This is a genomic window from Pseudomonas capeferrum, assembly GCF_013523055.1.
GTDB classification, from domain to species: Bacteria; Pseudomonadota; Gammaproteobacteria; order Pseudomonadales; family Pseudomonadaceae; genus Aquipseudomonas; species Aquipseudomonas capeferrum_A.
The window spans coordinates 329,111-350,410 of sequence record NZ_JAAMQM010000003.1; the positions used below are offsets into that span (position 1 = coordinate 329,111).

Genomic DNA, 21,300 nt, shown 5'->3' on the forward strand with positions numbered 1-21,300 from the left:
TAGAGACATGGATCTGATTTCCGACGGCATCTACAACCTGATCATCTTCGTGCTGGCCATCTACGTGGGCTACCACGTGGTGTGGAACGTGACTCCGGCCCTGCACACCCCGCTGATGGCGGTGACCAACGCGATTTCCGCGATCGTTATCGTCGGCGCCATGCTGGCCGCGGCACTGACCGTGACCCCGCTGGGCAAGACCATGGGCACCCTGGCCGTGGCCCTGGCCGCGGTGAACGTGTTCGGTGGTTTCCTGGTAACCCGGCGCATGCTGGAAATGTTTAAGAAGAAAGCGCCGAAAGCGCCTGTGGAGAAGCACTGACCATGAGCATGAATCTGATCACTGTTCTCTACCTCGTTGCCTCGATCTGCTTTATCCAGGCACTCAAAGGCCTGTCGCACCCGACTACCTCGCGGCGCGGCAACCTGTTCGGCATGATCGGTATGGGCATTGCCGTGCTCACCACCGTTGGCCTGATCTACAAGCTCGGCGCTGAAATCGCTACTCAGGGCATTGGCTACGTGCTGGTCGGCCTGCTGGTTGGCGGTACTGCCGGCTCGGTGATGGCCAAGCGTGTAGAAATGACCAAGATGCCGGAACTGGTCGCCTTCATGCACAGCATGATCGGCCTGGCGGCGGTGTTTATCGCCATCGCCGCGGTGGTCGAGCCGCAGTCCCTGGGTATCGTCGCGGCGCTGGGCGATGCGATTCCGGCGGGTAACCGTCTGGAGCTGTTCCTCGGCGCGGCCATCGGTGCCATCACCTTCTCCGGTTCGGTGATCGCCTTCGGCAAGCTCTCGGGCAAGTACAAGTTCCGTCTGTTCCAGGGCGCGCCGGTGCAGTTCAAGGGCCAACACTGGGTCAACCTGGCCATCGGCCTGGCGATTCTCGGCCTGGGCCTGGTGTACACCTTCACCGGCGACATCACCGCCTTCGCCATCCTGCTGGCCCTGGCCTTCGTCATCGGCGTGCTGATCATCATCCCGATTGGTGGCGCGGACATGCCGGTCGTCGTGTCGATGCTCAACAGCTACTCGGGCTGGGCGGCGGCCGGTATCGGCTTCTCGCTGAACAACTCGATGCTGATCATTGCCGGTTCGCTGGTAGGTTCGAGCGGCGCGATCCTCTCGTACATCATGTGCAAGGCGATGAACCGTTCGTTCTTCAACGTGATCCTCGGTGGTTTCGGTGGCGCGACTGAAGCCGCTGGCCCTGCCGGTGCCCAGGAAGCTCGCCCGGTTAAGTCCGGCTCGAGCGACGACGCGGCCTTCCTGCTGACCAACGCCGACACCGTGATCATCGTTCCGGGCTACGGCCTGGCGGTGGCCCGTGCTCAGCACGCGCTGATGGAACTGGCCGAGAAGCTGACCCACCGTGGCGTCACCGTGAAGTATGCGATCCACCCGGTTGCCGGTCGTATGCCTGGCCACATGAACGTGTTGCTGGCCGAGGCCGAAGTGCCTTACGAGCAGGTGTTCGAGATGGACGACATCAACTCCGAGTTCGGCCAGGCCGACGTGGTGCTGGTGCTGGGTGCCAACGACGTGGTCAACCCGGCCGCGAAGAACGATCCGAAGTCGCCGATCGCCGGCATGCCGATCCTCGAGGCCTACAAGGCCAAGACCGTGATCGTCAACAAGCGCTCGATGGCCAGCGGTTACGCCGGCCTGGACAACGAACTGTTCTACTTGGACAAGACCATGATGGTCTTCGGCGACGCCAAGAAAGTCATCGAGGACATGGTCAAGGCCGTCGACTGACCCCTGATTATGAGCTCTCGGTAGATTGCTCATCCGGGGGCCTAGGTTCTGGAAGCGAAAAGTACGGCGTTCAAGGGAGCCAGCCGGGCGCTATCCTATCGACGATGCCCCCAAGTCCTGTAAACGCCGCGACTACACCGCACAGACCAACGGTTTGAACATCTGGAGCTACGAAGTCGGCCGCCAGCGCCCACAGACCGCCAGTGGGGTGATTTTCGTCACACTCGAAGACGAATTCGGTCTGGTCAACGTGGTGGTCTGGCACGATCTGGCCGAACGTCAGCGGCGGGTGCTGGGTGCAATCGCAGATGCTGCGCATCGATGGCCATCTGGAAGCGGCCGATTGCGTGCGCCATGTAATCGCCGGTCGGCTGACCGACCTCACTCCGCTACTGACCGGCCTGGATATACGCAGCCGCGATTTTCGCTGAGACCGATGTCAGATATATACATGCCTCACAACAACCCGTACTTACAGATCCTCGTTGATGGGTAACTGCACCGATTTGGCCAAGAGTTGAATACGCCCTCTAACGTTGAACCAACAATCCGTGCTGCTCTCCAATATATCGCGCTAGAGTTATTGTGGCATCAGCAAATTTTCTATGTGCACTTTTTTGGCATCTGCTATACGGAGAAACTCAGTCCGAGGAAGCCCATTTGAGTCATCGCCCAACCATCGCATGTGAAAGCTCCTCGTCTGATTGAAATACTCATAACGTGGGGAGTCCACTATCTCCTCTTCCAAACGAGCCAGAGCTTTTTCCCATCCAAAATAAAGCCCTCTCAACTCCGGCGACAACAAGGAGGACTGGGCGGTCTGTCTAAAATTTTCAAAATCATCAAAAATCCTAAAAAATAACCCGAAAATGTATTAGGAGGAATACTCTCGCTTATTGCCTTAATCAAACTCTCAAAGTTAACTCTACTGAAAAGATTTCTTGAAAACACCTCATCAGGCGACGTCTGCGCTCTCTCTACAAAACCCAGCTCTGCTCTCAACGCGCTGTTTTCAACCCGACAAACATGAGCAGCTATTTCATCACCACTAATTATTCCAACCTCAATATCCCCACTAAATTTCTTCAAATTTTCTTTCTGGTGATTTTGAATAATTTGACCAGTGAAAAAAGTAAACCCAGAAGCTCTATTTCTTTTTGCCTTCTCAAGGTCGGATTTAAATTTATCCTTAATCGACTCAAAATTCATTTGTTCTTGCATCGGAAAATAGCAGGCAACGTAATGCTCTCCATCAAGGCTTTCCAGATCCCTTCCGCCATCACGACCACCTAGATGTGATATATTTCTAAGCTTTGGATATCCAATAGACGCTAAATACATTCCTGTAAGTATCTCAGACTTTGTCTGACCATTCGGCCACATTCTTAGCACTGAAAGAATGGAAGATTGCATACTCATAAAACTTCCCTTCTATGAGAGGGCCGCCGAAACGACCCTGAATTTTCGTCAATTAACTACGCAGCCTCTCCGCCGGACACTCAGCCCTAGCATGATCGCGACTAACCATCTGGATGATCTCATGAAAATTGGAGGACGAAACAGCCTCAATGGCCGAGCGCCCTGCCAGCGTCTCACGGGGCTGCAACAGCACCCGATAAAGCTGCCACGAATCAACATCCTTCACCTGCTGCTGCACCGTATGCACCAACTCCTGTTTGAGTGGATCGAGCTGCCACTCGGGAATACGCTGGCCACGGTTGCCCACGTTCAAGGTCAGCAACTTGCCGGCCTTGATCTCGCGGTTGATCTGATCGCGGGATTTACCCGCCAGCCTGGCGAACTGGATCACCGGCATGTTGTGGGGGGACTCATAGATTTCCAGCATCTCCATCCGTCCGCGCTGGAAGTCCGAAACCACCAGCTCCACTGGAGCCACTGGCTCGGGACTCACCGGTACTGCCGACAGTCGCGTGGTGGGTGGCGTATTCACCACCGAAGACACCAGGATAGGAGACGTAACAGGCTCCATCAGGTATCCAGGTCCTTCTGTACCCTCGCCCAGCAACGGCACGCCATCAATACGAATGGTCAGGTGCGTGCTGGCCGCCGCTACCTTGCCCTGCTCCAGCAAGTCGAGCCGATCAGCCCAGTCCTGCACCATTTTCCGTCGCGGCTCGACATACAGAGCGTGGTTGTAGGCAGCGCTGACTTTGTTAGGGTCCGCGTGAGACAGCTGGGCGTCTACCCAAGTCTTGGGATAGCCGATCTCGTTGAGCGCCGTGGAAATCGTGGCACGAAGACCATGGCCAGTAAGCAAGTCTTGATATCCCATGCGCTTGAGGGCGGCATTCAGCGTGTTCTCGCTGATGCGTTTCTTCAGCTCACTGCGGTGTGCAAATAGATACCGCTGCGCCGGCTTGACCTGCTCCAGCATGTAGCGAACGATCTCGATCGCCTGGATGGATAACGGCACAACATAGGAAGGAATGTCCTGCAGCCGCTTTCCGCGCTTGCGCACGCTGTCCTGCAGTTGCTTGACCACCTCGGGCGGAATTATCCACAGACCACGCTCAAGATCGAATTGATCAGGGGTCGCCAAGCGCAGTTCGCCGGTGCGCACGCCGGTCAGCAACAGCAACCGGATACCCAGCTGCGTGGTGGCCTTGCCTCTATAACAGCGCAGCTTGCGCAGCAGGTCGGGTAATTCCTCCAACCGCAGGAACGGGTTGTTTACGACGGGAGGCTTGGGCACTGCAACCACGTCCAGGTCGGATGCGGGATTCCCCTCCAGCCCCTCGACTTTCACCATGGCGTAGCGGAACAGTTGCCGGAACCAAGTGCGCACCTTTTCGGCAGTGGTGAACGCCTTACGCCGCTCGATCCGGGCAATTACGTCTAGCAGGTCAGGACGGCGGACGTTATAGACGGACATGGTGCCCAAGGCGGGCAGTACGTCTTTATCGAAAATGCGCTGGATCTGCGACAGCGTGCTCTGCCGTCCCTCTTTGAGCTCCAGCCTGCGGTGCGCGAGCCACTGCAGGTACACCGCCTTGAAGCTGTTCTCGCTCGCCAAACGGACAGCGCGGAGCTTGTGCTTGCGGTCTACCTTGGGGTTGACGCCTTTGGCAGCCAAGGCACGGGCCTCATCGCGCAAGGCGCGGGCCTCTCGCAGGCCAACCGCCGGATAGGTACCCAGGGACATTCGCTTTTGCTTGGCAGCCCAGTAGTACCTGAAGTGCCACGATTTGCCACCCTTGGCGGACACCGCCAAAGATAAACCATCAAAGTCAGGGAGGGTGTAGTCCTTGCCGGTGGGGCGGGCCTGCCGGACAGCGACGTTTGTGAGTGCCATGGTATAGCTCCTGAACATGGGTCAGGGCTAGATGCTTGTCTCGCAGGCCACGCTCCTCCAGCAACAATCCGGAAACCACGCCCCCCTATAGATGGACTTAAAAATGGACTTAAAAGCCCTGGCTGGGGGTGGTTTCCAGTGGATTCCACTGGAACGAAAAAAGGACCTTTCGGTCCTTTTTCAATGACTTACAGACTTCGGTGGACGTCTGTAGATCATAATTTGGAGCGGGAAACGAGACTCGAACTCGCGACCCCGACCTTGGCAAGGTCGTGCTCTACCAACTGAGCTATTCCCGCGTCTTGGTGATGGCCATTCTATAGATCTCAAAAATGGCGTCAACCCCTTGATTCAAAAAAGTTTATTTTTGCTCGGAACCTTCCCGCAGATGCGGCCAGGCGGCGTGCAGGTAATTGACCATGGACCACAGGGTCAGACCCGCGGCGACCAGCAACAGGCCGTAACCGAGCCCTACCCAGAACGTGATCAGGGGCGGATTGCCAAGGAGAATGATCAACGCCACCATCTGGGCCGCCGTCTTCCACTTGCCGAGGTTGGAGACTGCCACATGGGCACGGGCACCGATCTCGGCCATCCATTCACGCAGCGCCGATACCACGATCTCGCGGCCGATGATGACCGCCGCCGGGAGCGTCAGCCAGAAGTTTGCATGCACCTGGACTAACAGGACCAGCGCGACCGCGACCATCAGCTTGTCGGCCACCGGATCGAGAAAGGCACCGAAAGGCGTACTCTGCTGCAGACGACGCGCGAGATACCCATCGAGCCAGTCGGTGGCGGCCGCCACGGCAAACACACTGCTGGCGGCCAGGTAGCTCCAATGGTAGGGCATGTAGAACAGCAGGATGAAAATCGGAATGAGCAGAACGCGTAGAACGGTGAGCAGGTTTGGAATATTCATCGGCACGACTGGCTGCAAGTTGAACCCGGCATTCTACTCGCTATGCAGGTTGGCATAAATCGACTCCGCAAGCTTTTTGCTGATCCCGGGCGCCTTGGCGATTTCCTCGACACTCGCGCGGCTGAGCTCTTGCAGGCCGCCGAAATGCTTGAGCAACTCGCGGCGACGCTTGGGCCCGACCCCGGCGACATCTTCCAGGGTCGAGGTGCGTCGCGTCTTGCCACGGCGCGCGCGGTGCCCTGTGATCGCGAAACGGTGGGCTTCGTCGCGGATCTGCTGGATCAGGTGCAAGGCCGGGGAGTCGCCCTTGAGCGTGAACTCGTGGGCGACGTCATTGAGGTAAAGCGTCTCGAAACCGGCCTTGCGGGTCACGCCCTTGGCCACGCCGAGCAGGGTGAGATCGGTCAGTGCCAGCTCCTGCATGACATCGCGCGCCATGTTCAGCTGGCCTTTGCCACCGTCGACCAACAGGACATCGGGCAACTTGCCCTCCCCCGCCTTGATGCGACCGAAGCGGCGGGTCAGGGCCTGGTGCATGGCGGCATAGTCATCGCCTGCGGTGACGCCCTCGATATTGAAGCGGCGGTAATCGGACTTGAGCGGGCCTTCAGGACCGAACACCACACAAGAGGCGACGGTAGCTTCGCCACTGGAGTGGCTGATGTCGTAGCATTCCAGGCGCTGCGGTACTTCGTCGAGACCCAGCACCTGGGCGAGGGCTTCGAAGCGGTTGGCCATGTGTTGCCGGTTGGCAAGCCGGGCACCGAGCGCCTGTTCGGCGTTGGTCACCGCGAGCTGCTGCCAACGCGCGCGCGTACCGCGAACCCGATGACTGATGAGCACTTCTCGTCCGCGCAAGGTTTCCAGCGCCTCGCTGATAGCAGCGAAGTCCTCATGGACGACGTTGACGATCAGCTCGCCCGGCAGCTCGCGCTCGGCGTTGCCCAGGTAGTACTGGGACAGGAACGCGGCCATGACTTCTGAGACTTCTTCCTCGATACCCACCTGGGGAAAGAAATTCTTGCTGCCCAGCACTCGGCCGCTGCGCACACTGATCAAGTGCACGCAGGCGCCGCCCGGGTTGACGAATGCCGCGACAACATCGACATCTCCGGAGCCGCCTTCCATGTACTGCTGGTCCTGGACCCGGCGCAGCAGCCCGATCTGGTCGCGCAGCGCGGCGGCCTTCTCGAAGTCCAGGGACATGGCGGCCTGTTCCATCTCGCTGTTGAGTTCGTTGCCCAGTTGCTGGCTACGCCCTTCGAGGAACATGACCGAGTGACGTACGTCCTCGGCGTATTCCTCGGGGCTTACCAGATCCACGCACGGCGCCTTGCAGCGCTTGATCTGGTACTGCAGGCAGGGACGGGTGCGGTTGCTGTAGTAGCTGTCCTCGCACTGACGCACGAAGAAGGTCTTCTGCAGCAACCCCAGGCTTTCACGGATCGCGCCGGCACTGGGATACGGACCGAAGTAACGCCCCTTGGCTTTCTTGGGGCCACGATGAATGCCCAGCCGAGGGAAGGCACCGTCCGAGAGGAATACGTACGGGTAGGACTTGTCGTCGCGCAACAGGATGTTGTACGGCGGACGCCACTCCTTGATCAAGGTCTGCTCGAGCAGTAGCGCCTCGGTCTCATTGCCGGTGATCGTGGTCTCGACCTGGGCGATCCGGCCTACCAGAGCGGCGGTCTTGGGCGCCAGGCCGGTCTTGCGGAAATAGCTGGCCAGGCGCTTCTTCAGGTTCTTGGCCTTGCCCACATAGAGCAGCCGCGCTTGGGCATCGAACATTCGGTAGACCCCTGGACGACCACTGCAGGTCGCCAGGAAGGCACTGGCATCAAAGACTTCGGACATGTTGACTCGAAAAGTTCGTCTTAAAGACTGGCGTCGATCATACCGTGACGGACCGCCAGCAATGTCAGTTCGACATCGCTGGTGACCGAGAGTTTTTCGAAGATCCGATAACGGTAGGTATTGACGGTCTTCGGTGACAGGCACAGCTTGTCGGAGATGATCTGCACCTTCTGGCAACCGACGATCATCAGGGCGATCTGGATCTCTCGCTCGGACAACGCATCGAAAGGCGAACCCTGCGGCTGGAACGGCTTGAGCGCCAGCTGCTGGGCGATCTGCGGACTGATATAGCGCTGCCCGGCAAAGGCCAGCCGAATGGCCTGGACCATCTCGTCGAGGCCCGCCCCCTTGGTCAGGTAGCCCGCCGCCCCCGCTTGCAGCAAGCGAGTGGGAAAGGGATCTTCCTCGCATACGGTCACGGCCACCACTTTGGTGTCCGGATGACTGCGCAACAATTTGCGAGTGGCTTCGAGCCCGCCGATCCCTGGCATCTTCACATCCATCAGGACAACGTCCGGCTTCAATTCGCGGGCAACCTTCAAGGCCGACTCCCCGGAGTCCGCCTCGCCCACCACCTGCAGGCCATCGATATCGGCCAACATGCGTGTAATACCGGTACGCACCAGATCGTGATCATCGACCACAAGGACCCTAATCAAGCAGACACCTCGTCATGGGGCGATTGGATCCCGCCACCTTAACAAAATTTTACCAGGCAAACCTAGCGTAAACCGTCATTCATGCGACGCCGTCGAGGGTACGTTGCATGCGGATGAAACAGTCGTCCGCGCCCATTTCCACGAAACCATGGCGCAGGTACAGGCGCCGTGCCGGGTTGTTCTTGAAAACCATCAGGCGCAACAGCGGCAAGCGCCTTTGCGCGGCCCAGGATGCGAGCTCTTCCAGTACCCACCGGCCTACACCGCGCCCTCGCTGCTCGGGTAACAAATGCAGCTCGCGGATGAACAGGGCGTGAGCGTCCTGGCTCAGGCTGCAGAAGCCCAGCACGTCGCCCTCCTCTACCACCAGCCATTGCTCGCGCCAGCTCCAGGACTGGTCGAAAGCGTCTTCGACCCACAACAGGTCGTACTCGCGATAGTAAGGCAGCATGGCGCGCCGGGTAAGGTCGCGGGCGAAGGTCCGATGGGCATCGGTGGCTGGTGTCAGTGCAAGCGGCATGAGCCTGTGTCCGGAAGTGACAGTGGATCTATTGGGCATAGCACACCGGCGAGCTTGCGGGCCCTCGTCGCTCCAATTCATCTTCGAGCCACTCGGCCAACACGCGAGCATTGTTGCGTTCGACATCCTTGGCCGCGTACAGCAGCGTCAGCGTGCCAGCGGCGGCCAGGTCAAGCAGCGGCCACCAGCATGCGGGACGCGCTGCCAGCTCGCGCTGGTAGCAGTTCGAGAACTGGGCATAGTTTATTTCGCCCCGATGGTAGGCACGGCGCAACTCGGTGGTCGGCGCGACTTCGCGCAACCATTGCCCATCGAGCGCTTCCTTGCGCAGGTTGCGTGGCCATATACGGTCGACCAGAACGCGATGGCCGTCGGTGTCCTCGATAGCGTCATAAACGCGCTTGTACTGGATCATGCCAGGCTCCTGCATCTAGGTGGCTCGATGGGCCTGGGGTGCCGTGACTGATAGCCTAAGGGACAGCCGGTCAGCCTGGAATCGTTAGGCCTCGCCGCACCGCGGGGCGCTCAAGGAAAGTCGCAAGCACGCGCTTGACATTGTCGAACGCATCGAAGCCCACCAGATCCCCGGCCTCATAGAAACCTGTCAGGTTGCGCACCCAAGGGAAAATGGCGATATCGGCAATGCTGTACTCATCCACTACCCAGTCGCGCCCTTGCAGACGTCGATCCAGCACGCTCAACAGACGTCGCGCCTCGCTCACGTAGCGGTCCCGCGGGCGCTTGTCTTCGTAGTCCTTGCCGGCGAACTTGTTGAAGAATCCCACTTGCCCGAACATCGGGCCGATGCCGCCCATCTGGAACATGAGCCACTGCAGGATCTCATACCGCATAGCGGCGTCCTGGCCGAGCAGTTTCCCCGACTTCTCCGCCAGGTACTGCAAAATCGCACCGGACTCGAACAACGGCAACGGCCCGCCGGGGCCATGGGGGTCAAGGATGGCAGGGATCTTGTTGTTGGCACTCAGGGAGATGAATTCGGCGCTCATCTGGTCGTTGCTTTCAAAGCTCACCTTGTGAGGCTCATAGGGTAGGCCGATTTCCTCTAGCATGATCGAAACCTTGACGCCGTTGGGCGTGGGCAGCGAATACAGCTGCAACCGCTCGGGGTGCCGCGCCGGCCATTTGGAAGTGATGGGAAACGCGCTCAGATCGATCATGGTCAGGCCTCGGGCATATGGAGATACCACTGTAGGGGCAAGCAGGCGTATTGGCCATCGCCCGCCGCCCAGGCACCGATACCAGGCAGTGCGGCATGCATGTGTCGCGGGCTTCGAAACACTTGGGATTGAGCGTCATGTTCGATCCCAAGTCCACCATGATCATTAGGACACATCCCGATAATTGCGCAGTCCTCGCCCGACAGCCGCCTCAGGCGCTCTTGCTGCCGACGACTTCCCGGTTGATGGCTGGCGCCCTAGAGCGACGACGGCTCAGGGAAATCAGCAGAATGGTGTAGCGGTCATCAAGGTCTCATAACGATAGGCATCGCTGAACAACATGTAGCTCAGCACCGATGACCAGCCAGGTGAACCGGGGTTGCGATGCGCGGCATAGCGTTCGTCGACCGCAACGGCGCCCCGGCGCCTGCCGTTTTGGCCAAGGTGGTGGAAGCGCCACGTAACGTCGGCTTGCTACTGATGCCCAGCGGCAAGGCGCGACACGTCATTCGTCTGCTCGCACGACTGACGATCGAACCGGCCCTCCTGGAAGAAGGCCTGGACATCTTCGAACAATGCCTGGTCGAACTGGAGTAGGAATCAGAGGCCCAGCTCCTCGGGTGTGAGCATGTCGGATTCGAAGGCGATCCATCCGCCCTCGAGCTCGGCGTGGCCGTTGACGATCGGGCCGTAATAGGTAAGACCGTTGTCCAGAGTCACGCAGATGTGCGAAGCCGTTTCAGGCGCGGCCAGAGTGCCCGTGAAGTGGACCTTCTTCAGCGTTTCGGTGACGGCTTCCAGGCCGACTTTCACTCCCGGATTCTCGACGGCCTCGACGTCACCTCCGCGCGTTTCGTTGCTGACGGTGACTGTGGCTTTGTGCGGGTACATGGTGGTTGCTCCAACGGCAGGAAAAATCGCCGCCTAGGGTAAGCCAGGCAGCGATTTTCTGCGAGCGCCGCGATAGGCGGACCGGGTCAGTCCTCGCTGATGCCTATCTTGAGCAATGCGCCATCCACGGCATCGGTCAACACATAGAGGTAACCGTCGGGCCCCACACGCACGTCGCGGATACGAGCCTTGAGGTCTCCAAGCAGGCGCTCCTCATGAACAACCTTGTCACCCTCGAGCTGCAGGCGTATCAGTTCTTGGGTCGCCAGGGCGCCTACGAACAGGTTGTGATCCCAGGCTTTGAATCTGGGGTTGTCATAAAAGGCCATGCCGCTGATGCCTGGGGATTTTTCCCAGACGTGGTGCGGGTCGATCATGCCGTCGACATGCTCGCCCTTGGCTTCAGGGATCGGCAGCAAGGAATAGTTGATGCCATGAGTCGCGGTCGGCCATCCGTAGTTCTTGCCTGGCTGCGGAATATTGATTTCGTCGCCGCCCCGGGGGCCATGCTCGTGAGTCCATAGCTTGCCAGTCCAGGGATTGAGTGCCGCGCCCTGCTGATTGCGATGGCCGAACGACCAGATCTCGGGGCGTACGTCCTTTCTGCCAACGAAAGGGTTGTCCTTGGGCACTTCACCGTCGGGTAGAATCCGCACTACCTTGCCTTGCAATTTGTCCAGATCTTGCGAGGTGGATCGCTGGTTGTTCTCGCCCAGGGCAATGAACAGGTAACCATTGCGGTCGAAAACCAGTCGTGAGCCGAAATGATTGCCCACGGAAAGCTTGGGCAGTTGACGGAAGATCACGTTGAAATTTTCCAGCATGCCTAGGTCCTGGGACAGTTGACCTCGGCCGATCGCGGTACCGGCCTTGCCGTCACTACCTTCTTCGGCATAGGACAGGTAGACCGTGCGGTCCTTCTTGAACTCAGGCGACAGGACGACATCGAGCAGCCCACCCTGTCCTTCGGACCAGACCTTGGGCACACCACTGATCGCGGGGCCGACCTTGCCCTCGGCGTTAACGATCCGCAAATCGCCCGATTTTTCGGTAATCAGCATCCCCTGCCCGTCCGGTAGAAATGCCAGCGCCCAGGGGTTGCGAAGACCATCCGCAACGGTACTGACGGTCAATTGCCCTTCCTCGCTGGGAAGCTGTTGCTCGGACGCCGCTTGGGCCAGCATCGGTAATAGGGCGGCGGCGGCAAAGGTCGTCAACCAGGATCGTGATGTCATGCGGGTTCCTTGCATTGCTGGCCAAGAAAGGCCTGTTGGCTGGGCTCACGGTACGCGCTGTGTATCGCGCGGCGGGCGCGAAGGTTCGAGGCGTGGGGCTTGTTGCTGGCGACGCAGGTTTTCGCCGTTGCCGATGCCACGATTGTCCAGGGTCGGCGGAGGCGGTATGGGCTGTGTCGTGGCTCCTCTGACCGGAGGCGTGGCCGGAATACTGCCCTGACGGCTGTTCGGATTGGCGCGTGGGATCGGGCTGTTATATGGATTGCTCTGGCTGGCCGCAGCCTGCGGCGTCGTATTTGTCGTATCTCTAGAGGCCGCCTGTGCCGGAATGCACAGGGCCAGGCCCAAGCCTACTACCGCTAATATCAGATTCATCCTTCATCTCCTGTACGAAAAAGCGCACCCTGCCATTGGATAGCCTAAGGGGCGACAGGTTCGTTGCAATAGCCTGCCATTCTCGGGAGTTGATTTCTTGATGTTGCAGCATGTCTGACATGAGAGTTCTTACGACTCCCCGGCGATTTCGGCAAGGCTGCGGAGCGGTCGCACTCGAGTCCAACCTGAACGGGATTTACCGATGCTTTTTCGACTGCACTTTTACCGGGCTTTACTACTGACCGTCCTGCTGGCATTCGGCCTGAGCGCCTGCGCCCTGTTTCCGGCACGAGATCCGCTTAACATCAGTGTGATCGGAATCGAACCGCTCCCAGGCCAGGATCTGGAAGTGCGCATGGCGGTGAAGATCAGGGTGCAGAATCCCAACGAATCACGCATCGACTATGATGGCATTGCCCTGGATCTGGAGGTAAACGGCCAGCCGTTGGCTGCTGGTGTGAGCGATCAGCGCGGGCAGATCGGGCGGTACTCCGAAGAAGTGCTGGTGGTGCCGGTCAGTATCACTGCGTTCTCGGTGTTGCGCCAGGCCTATGGCCTGAGTCGGCTGGAGTCGTTGCAGGGGTTGCCCTACGTACTGAGGGGCAAACTGGCGGGGGGATCGCTAGGTACTCGGCGCTTTACCGACAGCGGCACGCTCGACCTGCCAGGAAGCGGCAGCGCTTCTTGGTAGCCGCCGACATCGAGCAATCAGCGATTGTTGCTCGCGGCGGCCATCAACTTGTTGATTTCGATGCGAACCATGCTGGCGTACTCGGGTGGGCTCATGGCGTCCAGTTCGGCGCGAACCCACTCTGCCCATTTGCCCTTGCGCCGCGACTTTTCCGAGATCAGCCGTCCAGCTTCGGCTTTCGCCTTGCCGAGGTTGGTCTGCCAGAGCTCGAAAAGCCTGGCCTTTTCCGCCTCGATCTGTGCCCGTTCGGCAAAACTCATATTGGCCAGATTGAAACTCATGGAATGTACCTGTCGCTGGAAAAAGGCGGGCTATCTTACACCGCCACGGTCAGCGATCGGAACGCCACTGCAACTTTCCGTGCCCGATGGTATCCATTGTTCATTCCATCACCCAGCGAGGATCCCTACATGGCCCGGAAATCTACCGCGCAAGGCGAAACAGACCAGATCAAGGATCAGGCATTCAGCGATCTGCAGGTGCTGATCGAGGAGTCGGAGAAACTGCTCAATGACAGTACATCACTGGTAGGTGAGGAGGCTGATAACCTGCGCAGTCAAGTCAGCCTCAAACTGCGTCAGGCACGCGATGCCCTCACTGGCGCGCGGGATAAGGCACAACCTGTGGTCGAAGCCACTCAGGAATACATCGGTGGCCATCCTTGGCAGACCGTTGCAGTGTCTGCAGGCTTCGGCATAGTGGTAGGTCTGTTGTTGGGTCGCCGCAACTAGCACGCCAGAAACCGGCAGCGCGCCAACAGTATCACTGCGCTGCCGGAACACCACTGTGGAAACGCAACTCTACATCGGGCTCTGTGATCAGCTGTACCTCAGCGGCTCGTACCTTTTCTATCACACGGGCGATATCGGCCTCGTCGCCATACTGTCGGGCCAGCTTCAGATAGCCTTGATAATGTCTAGCTTCGCTCTTCAGCAGGCCGTTGTAGAACCTGCCCAACTCCTCATCCAAATGTGGCGCGACCGCGGCAAAACGTTCGCAGCTGCGCGCCTCGATGAATGCGCCCACTACCAGGGTATCCACCAATTTGGCAGGCTCGTGAGCACGCACCAGGCCTCGCAGCCCTGAAGCGTAGCGGCCGGCGGAAACAGGGCGTAGAGGCACATTGCGCCGTTTCATCAGACGCAAGACCTGTTCGTGGTGGACCAGTTCTTCGCGTGCAAGACGCGACATCATGTTGATAAGGTCTATGTGCGTGTTGTATTTCGCAATGAGGCTCAAGGCTGTACTGGCGGCCTTGAATTCGCAATTCTTATGGTCGATCAGCAATGTTTCCTGATCGGCAAGCGCGGCTTCCACCCAGGAATCGGGCGTGCGACAGCCGAGAAAAGCGTCGATTTCAGGAATCAGGTGCATAAGCTCACAAGCGCAGGGGTTCGTTGGGCCGGGAATTATACCGGGCGCGGCAGCGATCGCCAGTGGCTATGCTTGATGTACATCAATCTGCGGCTCATGAGATGTCGACTATAGTCAGGCGCGAGTCGTCACGCAAAGGAGCTCATGCCCATGCAAGCCGTTCGAAGCATACTTGTCGTGCTTGACCCCGAGCACGCTCATAGCCGCGCGCTGGCACGCGCCAAGCTAATTGCAGGGGTGACCGGCGCTCGGCTCCATCTGCTGATGTGCGACCGCAAACAGGATCACAAGGCTATATTGAGCTTGCTACAGAGCCAGCTTCACGATGATGGATACAACAGTGTCACTCACGAACAAGCCTGGCACGATACTCTTCATCAATCCATCATCGATGTACAGCAGGCAGAAGGGTGCGACTTGGTCATCAAGGAACATCGCCCGGATAACCCTTTGAAAAAGGCACTGCTGACCCCGAGTGACTGGAAGCTGCTGCGCTATTGTCCCAGTGCAGTATTGATGGTTAAAAGCGATCGCCAATGGGCGGAAGGCGTGATCCTTGCAGCCGTGGATGTTGGTAATCAGGATGACGCCCATCGCCGGCTGCATGCCAGCATCGTCGACCATGGCTTTGGTATAGCTACCTTGGCAAAGGGGGAATTGCATGTGATCAGTGCACATCCCTCTCCTATGTTATCTGCAGCTGACCCGGTCTATCAGCTCAAGGACACTATCGAGGAACATTATCGCGAGGCCTGCCGAGCATTCCAGGCTGAATTCGGTATCCCCGATGAGCGCTTGCACATCGCTGAAGGGCCAGCCGATGTATTGATTCCATTTACCGAGAAGAAGCACCACGCTGTAGTTACCGTCATTGGTACGGTGGCACGAACCGGTATTTCTGGTGCTTTAATTGGCAATACTGCGGAGGTCGTACTCGACTCTCTTGAGGGCGATGTGCTGGTGCTCAAGAGTGAAGAAGCTTCAGCGCAGCTTGCAGAATTGGCCAAGGCTTGAAACGCTGGGCAAGGCGAAATCTTCGCCTACCAACCGCCTGCAATCCTGATCTCGTAGTTTGTAAGGTAGAAAAGACAAAACCCCTACCTGCTTGCGCAGATAGGGGTTTTGCGAAATGAATCTTGACGATGACCTACTCTCACATGGAGAAGCTCCACACTACCATCGGCGATGCATCGTTTCACTGCTGAGTTCGGGATGGGATCAGGTGGTTCCAATGCTCTATGGTCGTCAAGAAATTCGGTAGCCAGCGCGTCCAGGGACGTTCCGGCAAATTCGGCTGTGTGACAGGGTTGTGCGTGCTGCAAATCTTCGGCTACTGCGTCTTCACCACCAGCATCCGGCTTTTCGCGCAGATTGCTTGGGTGTTATATGGTCAAGCCTCACGGGCAATTAGTATGGGTTAGCTCAACGCCTCACAGCGCTTACACACCCCACCTATCAACGTCGTAGTCTTCGACGGCCCTTCAGGGAGCTCAAGGCTCCAGTGAGATCTCATCTTGAGGCAAGTTTCCCGCTTAGATGCTTTCAGCGGTTATCTCTTCCGAACATAGCTACCCGGCAATGCCACTGGCGTGACAACCGGAACACCAGAGGTTCGTCCACTCCGGTCCTCTCGTACTAGGAGCAGCCCCTCTCAAATCTCAAACGTCCACGGCAGATAGGGACCGAACTGTCTCACGACGTTCTAAACCCAGCTCGCGTACCACTTTAAATGGCGAACAGCCATACCCTTGGGACCGGCTTCAGCCCCAGGATGTGATGAGCCGACATCGAGGTGCCAAACACCGCCGTCGATATGAACTCTTGGGCGGTATCAGCCTGTTATCCCCGGAGTACCTTTTATCCGTTGAGCGATGGCCCTTCCATACAGAACCACCGGATCACTAAGACCTACTTTCGTACCTGCTCGACGTGTGGGTCTCGCAGTCAAGCGCGCTTTTGCCTTTATACTCTACGACCGATTTCCGACCGGTCTGAGCGCACCTTCGTACTCCTCCGTTACTCTTTGGGAGGAGACCGCCCCAGTCAAACTACCCACCATACACTGTCCTCGATCCGGATGACGGACCTGAGTTAGAACCTCAAAGTTGCCAGGGTGGTATTTCAAGGATGGCTCCACGCGAACTGGCGTCCACGCTTCATAGCCTCCCACCTATCCTACACAAGCAAATTCAAAGTCCAGTGCAAAGCTATAGTAAAGGTTCACGGGGTCTTTCCGTCTAGCCGCGGATACACTGCATCTTCACAGCGATTTCAATTTCACTGAGTCTCGGGTGGAGACAGCGCCGCCATCGTTACGCCATTCGTGCAGGTCGGAACTTACCCGACAAGGAATTTCGCTACCTTAGGACCGTTATAGTTACGGCCGCCGTTTACCGGGGCTTCGATCAAGAGCTTCGCTTGCGCTAACCCCATCAATTAACCTTCCGGCACCGGGCAGGCGTCACACCCTATACGTCCACTTTCGTGTTTGCAGAGTGCTGTGTTTTTAATAAACAGTCGCAGCGGCCTGGTATCTTCGACCGGCATGGGCTTACGGAGCAAGTCCTTGACCCTCGCCGGCGCACCTTCTCCCGAAGTTACGGTGCCATTTTGCCTAGTTCCTTCACCCGAGTTCTCTCAAGCGCCTTGGTATTCTCTACCCAACCACCTGTGTCGGTTTGGGGTACGGTTCCCGGTTATCTGAAGCTTAGAAGCTTTTCTTGGAAGCATGGCATCAACCACTTCGTCGCCTAAAGGCAACTCGTCATCAGCTCTCGGCCTTGAGGCCCCGGATTTTCCTGGGGTCTCGGCCTACCACCTTAAACTTGGACAACCAACGCCAAGCTGGCCTAGCCTTCTCCGTCCCTCCATCGCAATAACCGGAAGTACAGGAATATTAACCTGTTTTCCATCGACTACGCTTTTCAGCCTCGCCTTAGGGACCGACTAACCCTGCGTCGATTAACGTTGCGCAGGAAACCTTGGTCTTTCGGCGTGGGAGTTTTTCACTCCCATTGTCGTTACTCATGTCAGCATTCGCACTTCTGATACCTCCAGCAAGCTTCTCAACTCACCTTCACAGGCTTACAGAACGCTCCTCTACCGCGTCACCTAAGTGACACCCGTAGCTTCGGTACCTGGTTTGAGCCCCGTTACATCTTCCGCGCAGGCCGACTCGACTAGTGAGCTATTACGCTTTCTTTAAAGGGTGGCTGCTTCTAAGCCAACCTCCTAGCTGTCTAAGCCTTCCCACATCGTTTCCCACTTAACCAGGATTTTGGGACCTTAGCTGACGGTCTGGGTTGTTTCCCTTTTCACGACGGACGTTAGCACCCGCCGTGTGTCTCCCATGCTCGGCACTTGTAGGTATTCGGAGTTTGCATCGGTTTGGTAAGTCGGGATGACCCCCTAGCCGAAACAGTGCTCTACCCCCTACAGTGATACATGAGGCGCTACCTAAATAGCTTTCGAGGAGAACCAGCTATCTCCGAGCTTGATTAGCCTTTCACTCCGATCCACAGGTCATCCGCTAACTTTTCAACGGTAGTCGGTTCGGTCCTCCAGTCAGTGTTACCTAACCTTCAACCTGCCCATGGATAGATCGCCCGGTTTCGGGTCTATACCCAGCGACTAAACGCCCTATTAAGACTCGCTTTCGCTACGCCTCCCCTATTCGGTTAAGCTCGCCACTGAATATAAGTCGCTGACCCATTATACAAAAGGTACGCAGTCACCTAACAAGTAGGCTCCCACTGCTTGTACGCATACGGTTTCAGGATCTATTTCACTCCCCTCTCCGGGGTTCTTTTCGCCTTTCCCTCACGGTACTGGTTCACTATCGGTCAGTCAGTAGTATTTAGCCTTGGAGGATGGTCCCCCCATATTCAGACAAAGTTTCTCGTGCTCCGTCCTACTCGATTTCATTGATAAGAGATTTTCGTGTACGGGGCTATCACCCACTATGGCCGCACTTTCCAGAGCGTTCCACTAATCTCAAACCAACTTAAGGGCTGGTCCCCGTTCGCTCGCCACTACTAAGGGAATCTCGGTTGATTTCTATTCCTCAGGGTACTTAGATGTTTCAGTTCCCCTGGTTCGCCTCATACACCTATGTATTCAGTGTAAGATACTCAGCTTGTGCTGAGTGGGTTCCCCCATTCAGAGATCTCTGGATCACAGTCTGTTTGCCGACTCCCCAAAGCTTATCGCAGGCTACCACGTCTTTCATCGCCTCTGACTGCCAAGGCATCCACCGTATGCGCTTCTTCACTTGACCATATAACCCCAAGCAATCTGGTTATACTGTGAAGACAACATTCGCCGAAAATTTGCAATCACTCACAAATTTTACCTTAGCCTGAACCTCCGCCAGTGAAAGCGGTGTCCAGTCTAACTTTCTATCACACATCCGAATTTTTAAAGAACGATCTGACAAAAGTCAGAAATCAACATTCGCAGGAATGCTCATTTCTGGGTTCTGCAGGTGTACGGCCGGTCCAGCAAAAGGTGGTGGAGCCAAGCGGGATCGAACCGCTGACCTCCTGCGTGCAAGGCAGGCGCTCTCCCAGCTGAGCTATGGCCCCTCGACAGGGTGCACCAGGCAATTGGTAGGTCTGGGCAGATTTGAACTGCCGACCTCACCCTTATCAGGGGTGCGCTCTAACCAACTGAGCTACAGACCTATAACAGGGTCGTACATCATCGTCTTCGACAAAGAATCAAGCAATTCGTGTGGGTGCTCATCAGCTGGCTGATGTCGTCGATTAAGGAGGTGATCCAGCCGCAGGTTCCCCTACGGCTACCTTGTTACGACTTCACCCCAGTCATGAATCACACCGTGGTAACCGTCCTCCCGAAGGTTAGACTAGCTACTTCTGGTGCAACCCACTCCCATGGTGTGACGGGCGGTGTGTACAAGGCCCGGGAACGTATTCACCGCGACATTCTGATTCGCGATTACTAGCGATTCCGACTTCACGCAGTCGAGTTGCAGACTGCGATCCGGACTACGATCGGTTTTGTGAGATTAGCTCCACCTCGCGGTTTGGCGACCCTCTGTACCGACCATTGTAGCACGTGTGTAGCCCAGGCCGTAAGGGCCATGATGACTTGACGTCATCCCCACCTTCCTCCGGTTTGTCACCGGCAGTCTCCTTAGAGTGCCCACCATGACGTGCTGGTAACTAAGGACAAGGGTTGCGCTCGTTACGGGACTTAACCCAACATCTCACGACACGAGCTGACGACAGCCATGCAGCACCTGTGTCAGAGTTCCCGAAGGCACCGCTCCATCTCTGGGGCGTTCTCTGCATGTCAAGGCCTGGTAAGGTTCTTCGCGTTGCTTCGAATTAAACCACATGCTCCACCGCTTGTGCGGGCCCCCGTCAATTCATTTGAGTTTTAACCTTGCGGCCGTACTCCCCAGGCGGTCAACTTAATGCGTTAGCTGCGCCACTAAAATCTCAAGGATTCCAACGGCTAGTTGACATCGTTTACGGCGTGGACTACCAGGGTATCTAATCCTGTTTGCTCCCCACGCTTTCGCACCTCAGTGTCAGTATGAGCCCAGGTGGTCGCCTTCGCCACTGGTGTTCCTTCCTATATCTACGCATTTCACCGCTACACAGGAAATTCCACCACCCTCTGCCCTACTCTAGCTGGCCAGTTTTGGATGCAGTTCCCAGGTTGAGCCCGGGGCTTTCACATCCAACTTAACCAACCACCTACGCGCGCTTTACGCCCAGTAATTCCGATTAACGCTTGCACCCTCTGTATTACCGCGGCTGCTGGCACAGAGTTAGCCGGTGCTTATTCTGTCGGTAACGTCAAAACAGTAAGGTATTCGCTCACTGCCCTTCCTCCCAACTTAAAGTGCTTTACAATCCGAAGACCTTCTTCACACACGCGGCATGGCTGGATCAGGCTTTCGCCCATTGTCCAATATTCCCCACTGCTGCCTCCCGTAGGAGTCTGGACCGTGTCTCAGTTCCAGTGTGACTGATCATCCTCTCAGACCAGTTACGGATCGTCGCCTTGGTGAGCCATTACCTCACCAACTAGCTAATCCGACCTAGGCTCATCTGATAGCGCAAGGCCCGAAGGTCCCCTGCTTTCTCCCGTAGGACGTATGCGGTATTAGCGTTCCTTTCGAAACGTTGTCCCCCACTACCAGGCAGATTCCTAGGCATTACTCACCCGTCCGCCGCTGAATCGAAGAGCAAGCTCTTCTCATCCGCTCGACTTGCATGTGTTAGGCCTGCCGCCAGCGTTCAATCTGAGCCATGATCAAACTCTTCAGTTCAATACTGCTTGGGTTTTGAGAAAACCCTAAACTTAGCTCAGCAATCTCAAATGACTACTATGATTGCTCATGCGGTCACTTGTGATGCTGATAATCTTGCAGACTATCAGTCCATGCTCACAAGCACCCACACGAATTGCTTGATTCAATTTGTTAAAGAGCGGTTGGTTCGGCGTCTTTCGACTTGCTGAACCGAGGTGCGCATTCTACGCTTTCCTCAGAG

Annotated in this window: 18 protein-coding genes, 3 tRNA genes, 3 rRNA genes and 2 pseudogenes; 7 read left to right on the forward strand and 19 right to left on the reverse strand. The window is 57.1% G+C overall.

What is annotated here, in order from left to right; translation table 11 throughout:
* The first annotated feature begins 7 nt into the window (after nt 1–7).
* The 3 genes and pseudogenes from G7009_RS05455 to G7009_RS05465 form a co-directional block, all read left to right on the forward strand.
* Nucleotides 8–322, forward strand: coding sequence for an NAD(P) transhydrogenase subunit alpha (locus G7009_RS05455; RefSeq protein WP_058171402.1), 315 nt, complete (start codon nt 8–10; stop codon nt 320–322).
* Nucleotides 323–324: 2 nt separating this feature from the next.
* The gene (locus G7009_RS05460; protein ID WP_058171401.1) at nt 325–1,761 is read left to right on the forward strand and encodes an NAD(P)(+) transhydrogenase (Re/Si-specific) subunit beta; all 1,437 of its coding nucleotides are present in this window, start codon (nt 325–327) and stop codon (nt 1,759–1,761) included.
* 175 nt (nt 1,762–1,936) lie between these two features.
* A pseudogene (locus G7009_RS05465) lies at nt 1,937–2,192 on the forward strand (OB-fold nucleic acid binding domain-containing protein); the annotation flags it as partial.
* Nucleotides 2,193–2,547: 355 nt separating this feature from the next.
* On the opposite strand, the gene G7009_RS05470 reads toward G7009_RS05465, so the two are convergent.
* The 9 genes from G7009_RS05470 to G7009_RS05510 all read right to left on the reverse strand — a co-directional run bounded on the left by G7009_RS05470 (nt 2,548) and on the right by G7009_RS05510 (nt 10,210).
* Nucleotides 2,548–3,180, reverse strand: a complete 633-nt coding sequence (locus G7009_RS05470; protein ID WP_181128925.1) for a hypothetical protein — start codon at nt 3,178–3,180, stop codon at nt 2,548–2,550.
* 52 nt (nt 3,181–3,232) lie between these two features.
* Entirely contained in the window at nt 3,233–5,074 is a 1,842-nt protein-coding gene (locus G7009_RS05475; protein ID WP_058171400.1) for a tyrosine-type recombinase/integrase, read from the reverse strand.
* Between the two features lie 223 nt (nt 5,075–5,297).
* A tRNA-Gly gene (locus G7009_RS05480) sits at nt 5,298–5,373 on the reverse strand.
* A gap of 62 nt (nt 5,374–5,435) precedes the next feature.
* Complete coding sequence (pgsA, locus tag G7009_RS05485; protein WP_181128926.1) at nt 5,436–5,996, reverse strand: CDP-diacylglycerol--glycerol-3-phosphate 3-phosphatidyltransferase; 561 nt, start codon at nt 5,994–5,996, stop codon at nt 5,436–5,438.
* 33 nt (nt 5,997–6,029) lie between these two features.
* The gene (gene uvrC / locus G7009_RS05490; RefSeq protein ID WP_181128927.1) at nt 6,030–7,853 is read right to left on the reverse strand and encodes an excinuclease ABC subunit UvrC; all 1,824 of its coding nucleotides are present in this window, start codon (nt 7,851–7,853) and stop codon (nt 6,030–6,032) included.
* A 20-nt stretch (nt 7,854–7,873) separates the two neighbouring features.
* Entirely contained in the window at nt 7,874–8,512 is a 639-nt protein-coding gene (gene gacA, locus G7009_RS05495) for a response regulator transcription factor GacA (RefSeq protein ID WP_181128928.1), read from the reverse strand.
* Nucleotides 8,513–8,591: 79 nt separating this feature from the next.
* Entirely contained in the window at nt 8,592–9,032 is a 441-nt protein-coding gene (locus G7009_RS05500; protein ID WP_181128929.1) for a GNAT family N-acetyltransferase, read from the reverse strand.
* A gap of 28 nt (nt 9,033–9,060) precedes the next feature.
* Nucleotides 9,061–9,447, reverse strand: a complete 387-nt coding sequence (locus G7009_RS05505; RefSeq protein ID WP_181128930.1) for a DUF488 domain-containing protein — start codon at nt 9,445–9,447, stop codon at nt 9,061–9,063.
* A gap of 70 nt (nt 9,448–9,517) precedes the next feature.
* Nucleotides 9,518–10,210: a glutathione S-transferase N-terminal domain-containing protein gene (locus G7009_RS05510; RefSeq protein ID WP_181128931.1), complete on the reverse strand. Its 693-nt coding sequence runs from the start codon at nt 10,208–10,210 to the stop codon at nt 9,518–9,520.
* Between the two features lie 372 nt (nt 10,211–10,582).
* On the opposite strand from G7009_RS05510, the pseudogene G7009_RS05515 reads away from it, so the two are divergent.
* Nucleotides 10,583–10,807, forward strand: a pseudogene (locus G7009_RS05515) (aspartate aminotransferase family protein); the annotation flags it as partial.
* Between the two features lie 3 nt (nt 10,808–10,810).
* Here G7009_RS05515 and G7009_RS05520 read toward each other — a convergent pair.
* The 3 genes from G7009_RS05520 to G7009_RS05530 form a co-directional block, all read right to left on the reverse strand.
* Complete coding sequence (locus tag G7009_RS05520; protein ID WP_181128932.1) at nt 10,811–11,101, reverse strand: hypothetical protein; 291 nt, start codon at nt 11,099–11,101, stop codon at nt 10,811–10,813.
* Between the two features lie 86 nt (nt 11,102–11,187).
* On the reverse strand, nt 11,188–12,336 hold the full coding sequence (locus G7009_RS05525) for a PQQ-dependent sugar dehydrogenase (RefSeq protein ID WP_181128933.1): 1,149 nt from the start codon (nt 12,334–12,336) through the stop codon (nt 11,188–11,190).
* A 45-nt stretch (nt 12,337–12,381) separates the two neighbouring features.
* Nucleotides 12,382–12,711, reverse strand: coding sequence for a hypothetical protein (locus tag G7009_RS05530; RefSeq protein WP_181128934.1), 330 nt, complete (start codon nt 12,709–12,711; stop codon nt 12,382–12,384).
* 202 nt (nt 12,712–12,913) lie between these two features.
* On the opposite strand from G7009_RS05530, the gene G7009_RS05535 reads away from it, so the two are divergent.
* A complete protein-coding gene (locus G7009_RS05535) occupies nt 12,914–13,402 on the forward strand; it encodes an LEA type 2 family protein (RefSeq protein ID WP_181128935.1) in 489 nt (162 codons plus the stop codon).
* 17 nt (nt 13,403–13,419) lie between these two features.
* Here G7009_RS05535 and G7009_RS05540 read toward each other — a convergent pair whose 3' ends face one another.
* Nucleotides 13,420–13,683: a hypothetical protein gene (locus G7009_RS05540; RefSeq protein WP_181128936.1), complete on the reverse strand. Its 264-nt coding sequence runs from the start codon at nt 13,681–13,683 to the stop codon at nt 13,420–13,422.
* Between the two features lie 129 nt (nt 13,684–13,812).
* Here G7009_RS05540 and G7009_RS05545 point away from each other — a divergent pair, with 129 nt between their 5' ends.
* Nucleotides 13,813–14,133 (forward strand): DUF883 family protein, encoded by a 321-nt coding sequence (locus tag G7009_RS05545; RefSeq protein WP_181128937.1) that lies wholly within the window; start codon nt 13,813–13,815, stop codon nt 14,131–14,133.
* A gap of 31 nt (nt 14,134–14,164) precedes the next feature.
* Here G7009_RS05545 and G7009_RS05550 read toward each other — a convergent pair whose 3' ends face one another.
* Nucleotides 14,165–14,776: a tRNA-(ms[2]io[6]A)-hydroxylase gene (locus G7009_RS05550; RefSeq protein WP_181128938.1), complete on the reverse strand. Its 612-nt coding sequence runs from the start codon at nt 14,774–14,776 to the stop codon at nt 14,165–14,167.
* A gap of 150 nt (nt 14,777–14,926) precedes the next feature.
* Between G7009_RS05550 and G7009_RS05555 the strand changes: the two genes are divergently transcribed.
* Nucleotides 14,927–15,790, forward strand: a complete 864-nt coding sequence (locus G7009_RS05555) for a universal stress protein (RefSeq protein ID WP_181128939.1) — start codon at nt 14,927–14,929, stop codon at nt 15,788–15,790.
* Nucleotides 15,791–15,910: 120 nt separating this feature from the next.
* On the opposite strand, the gene rrf is transcribed toward G7009_RS05555, so the two are convergent.
* The 5 genes from rrf to G7009_RS05580 all read right to left on the reverse strand — a co-directional run bounded on the left by rrf (nt 15,911) and on the right by G7009_RS05580 (nt 21,077).
* A 5S ribosomal RNA gene (gene rrf / locus G7009_RS05560) occupies nt 15,911–16,026 on the reverse strand.
* 136 nt (nt 16,027–16,162) lie between these two features.
* Nucleotides 16,163–19,052: ribosomal RNA gene (locus tag G7009_RS05565) — 23S ribosomal RNA — on the reverse strand.
* Nucleotides 19,053–19,283: 231 nt separating this feature from the next.
* Nucleotides 19,284–19,359, reverse strand: a tRNA-Ala gene (locus G7009_RS05570).
* A gap of 22 nt (nt 19,360–19,381) precedes the next feature.
* Nucleotides 19,382–19,458, reverse strand: a tRNA-Ile gene (locus G7009_RS05575).
* Between the two features lie 82 nt (nt 19,459–19,540).
* Nucleotides 19,541–21,077: ribosomal RNA gene (locus G7009_RS05580) — 16S ribosomal RNA — on the reverse strand.
* Together the 16S, 23S and 5S rRNA genes with 2 tRNA genes alongside form the textbook arrangement of a ribosomal RNA operon.
* Nucleotides 21,078–21,300: the final 223 nt, after the last annotated feature.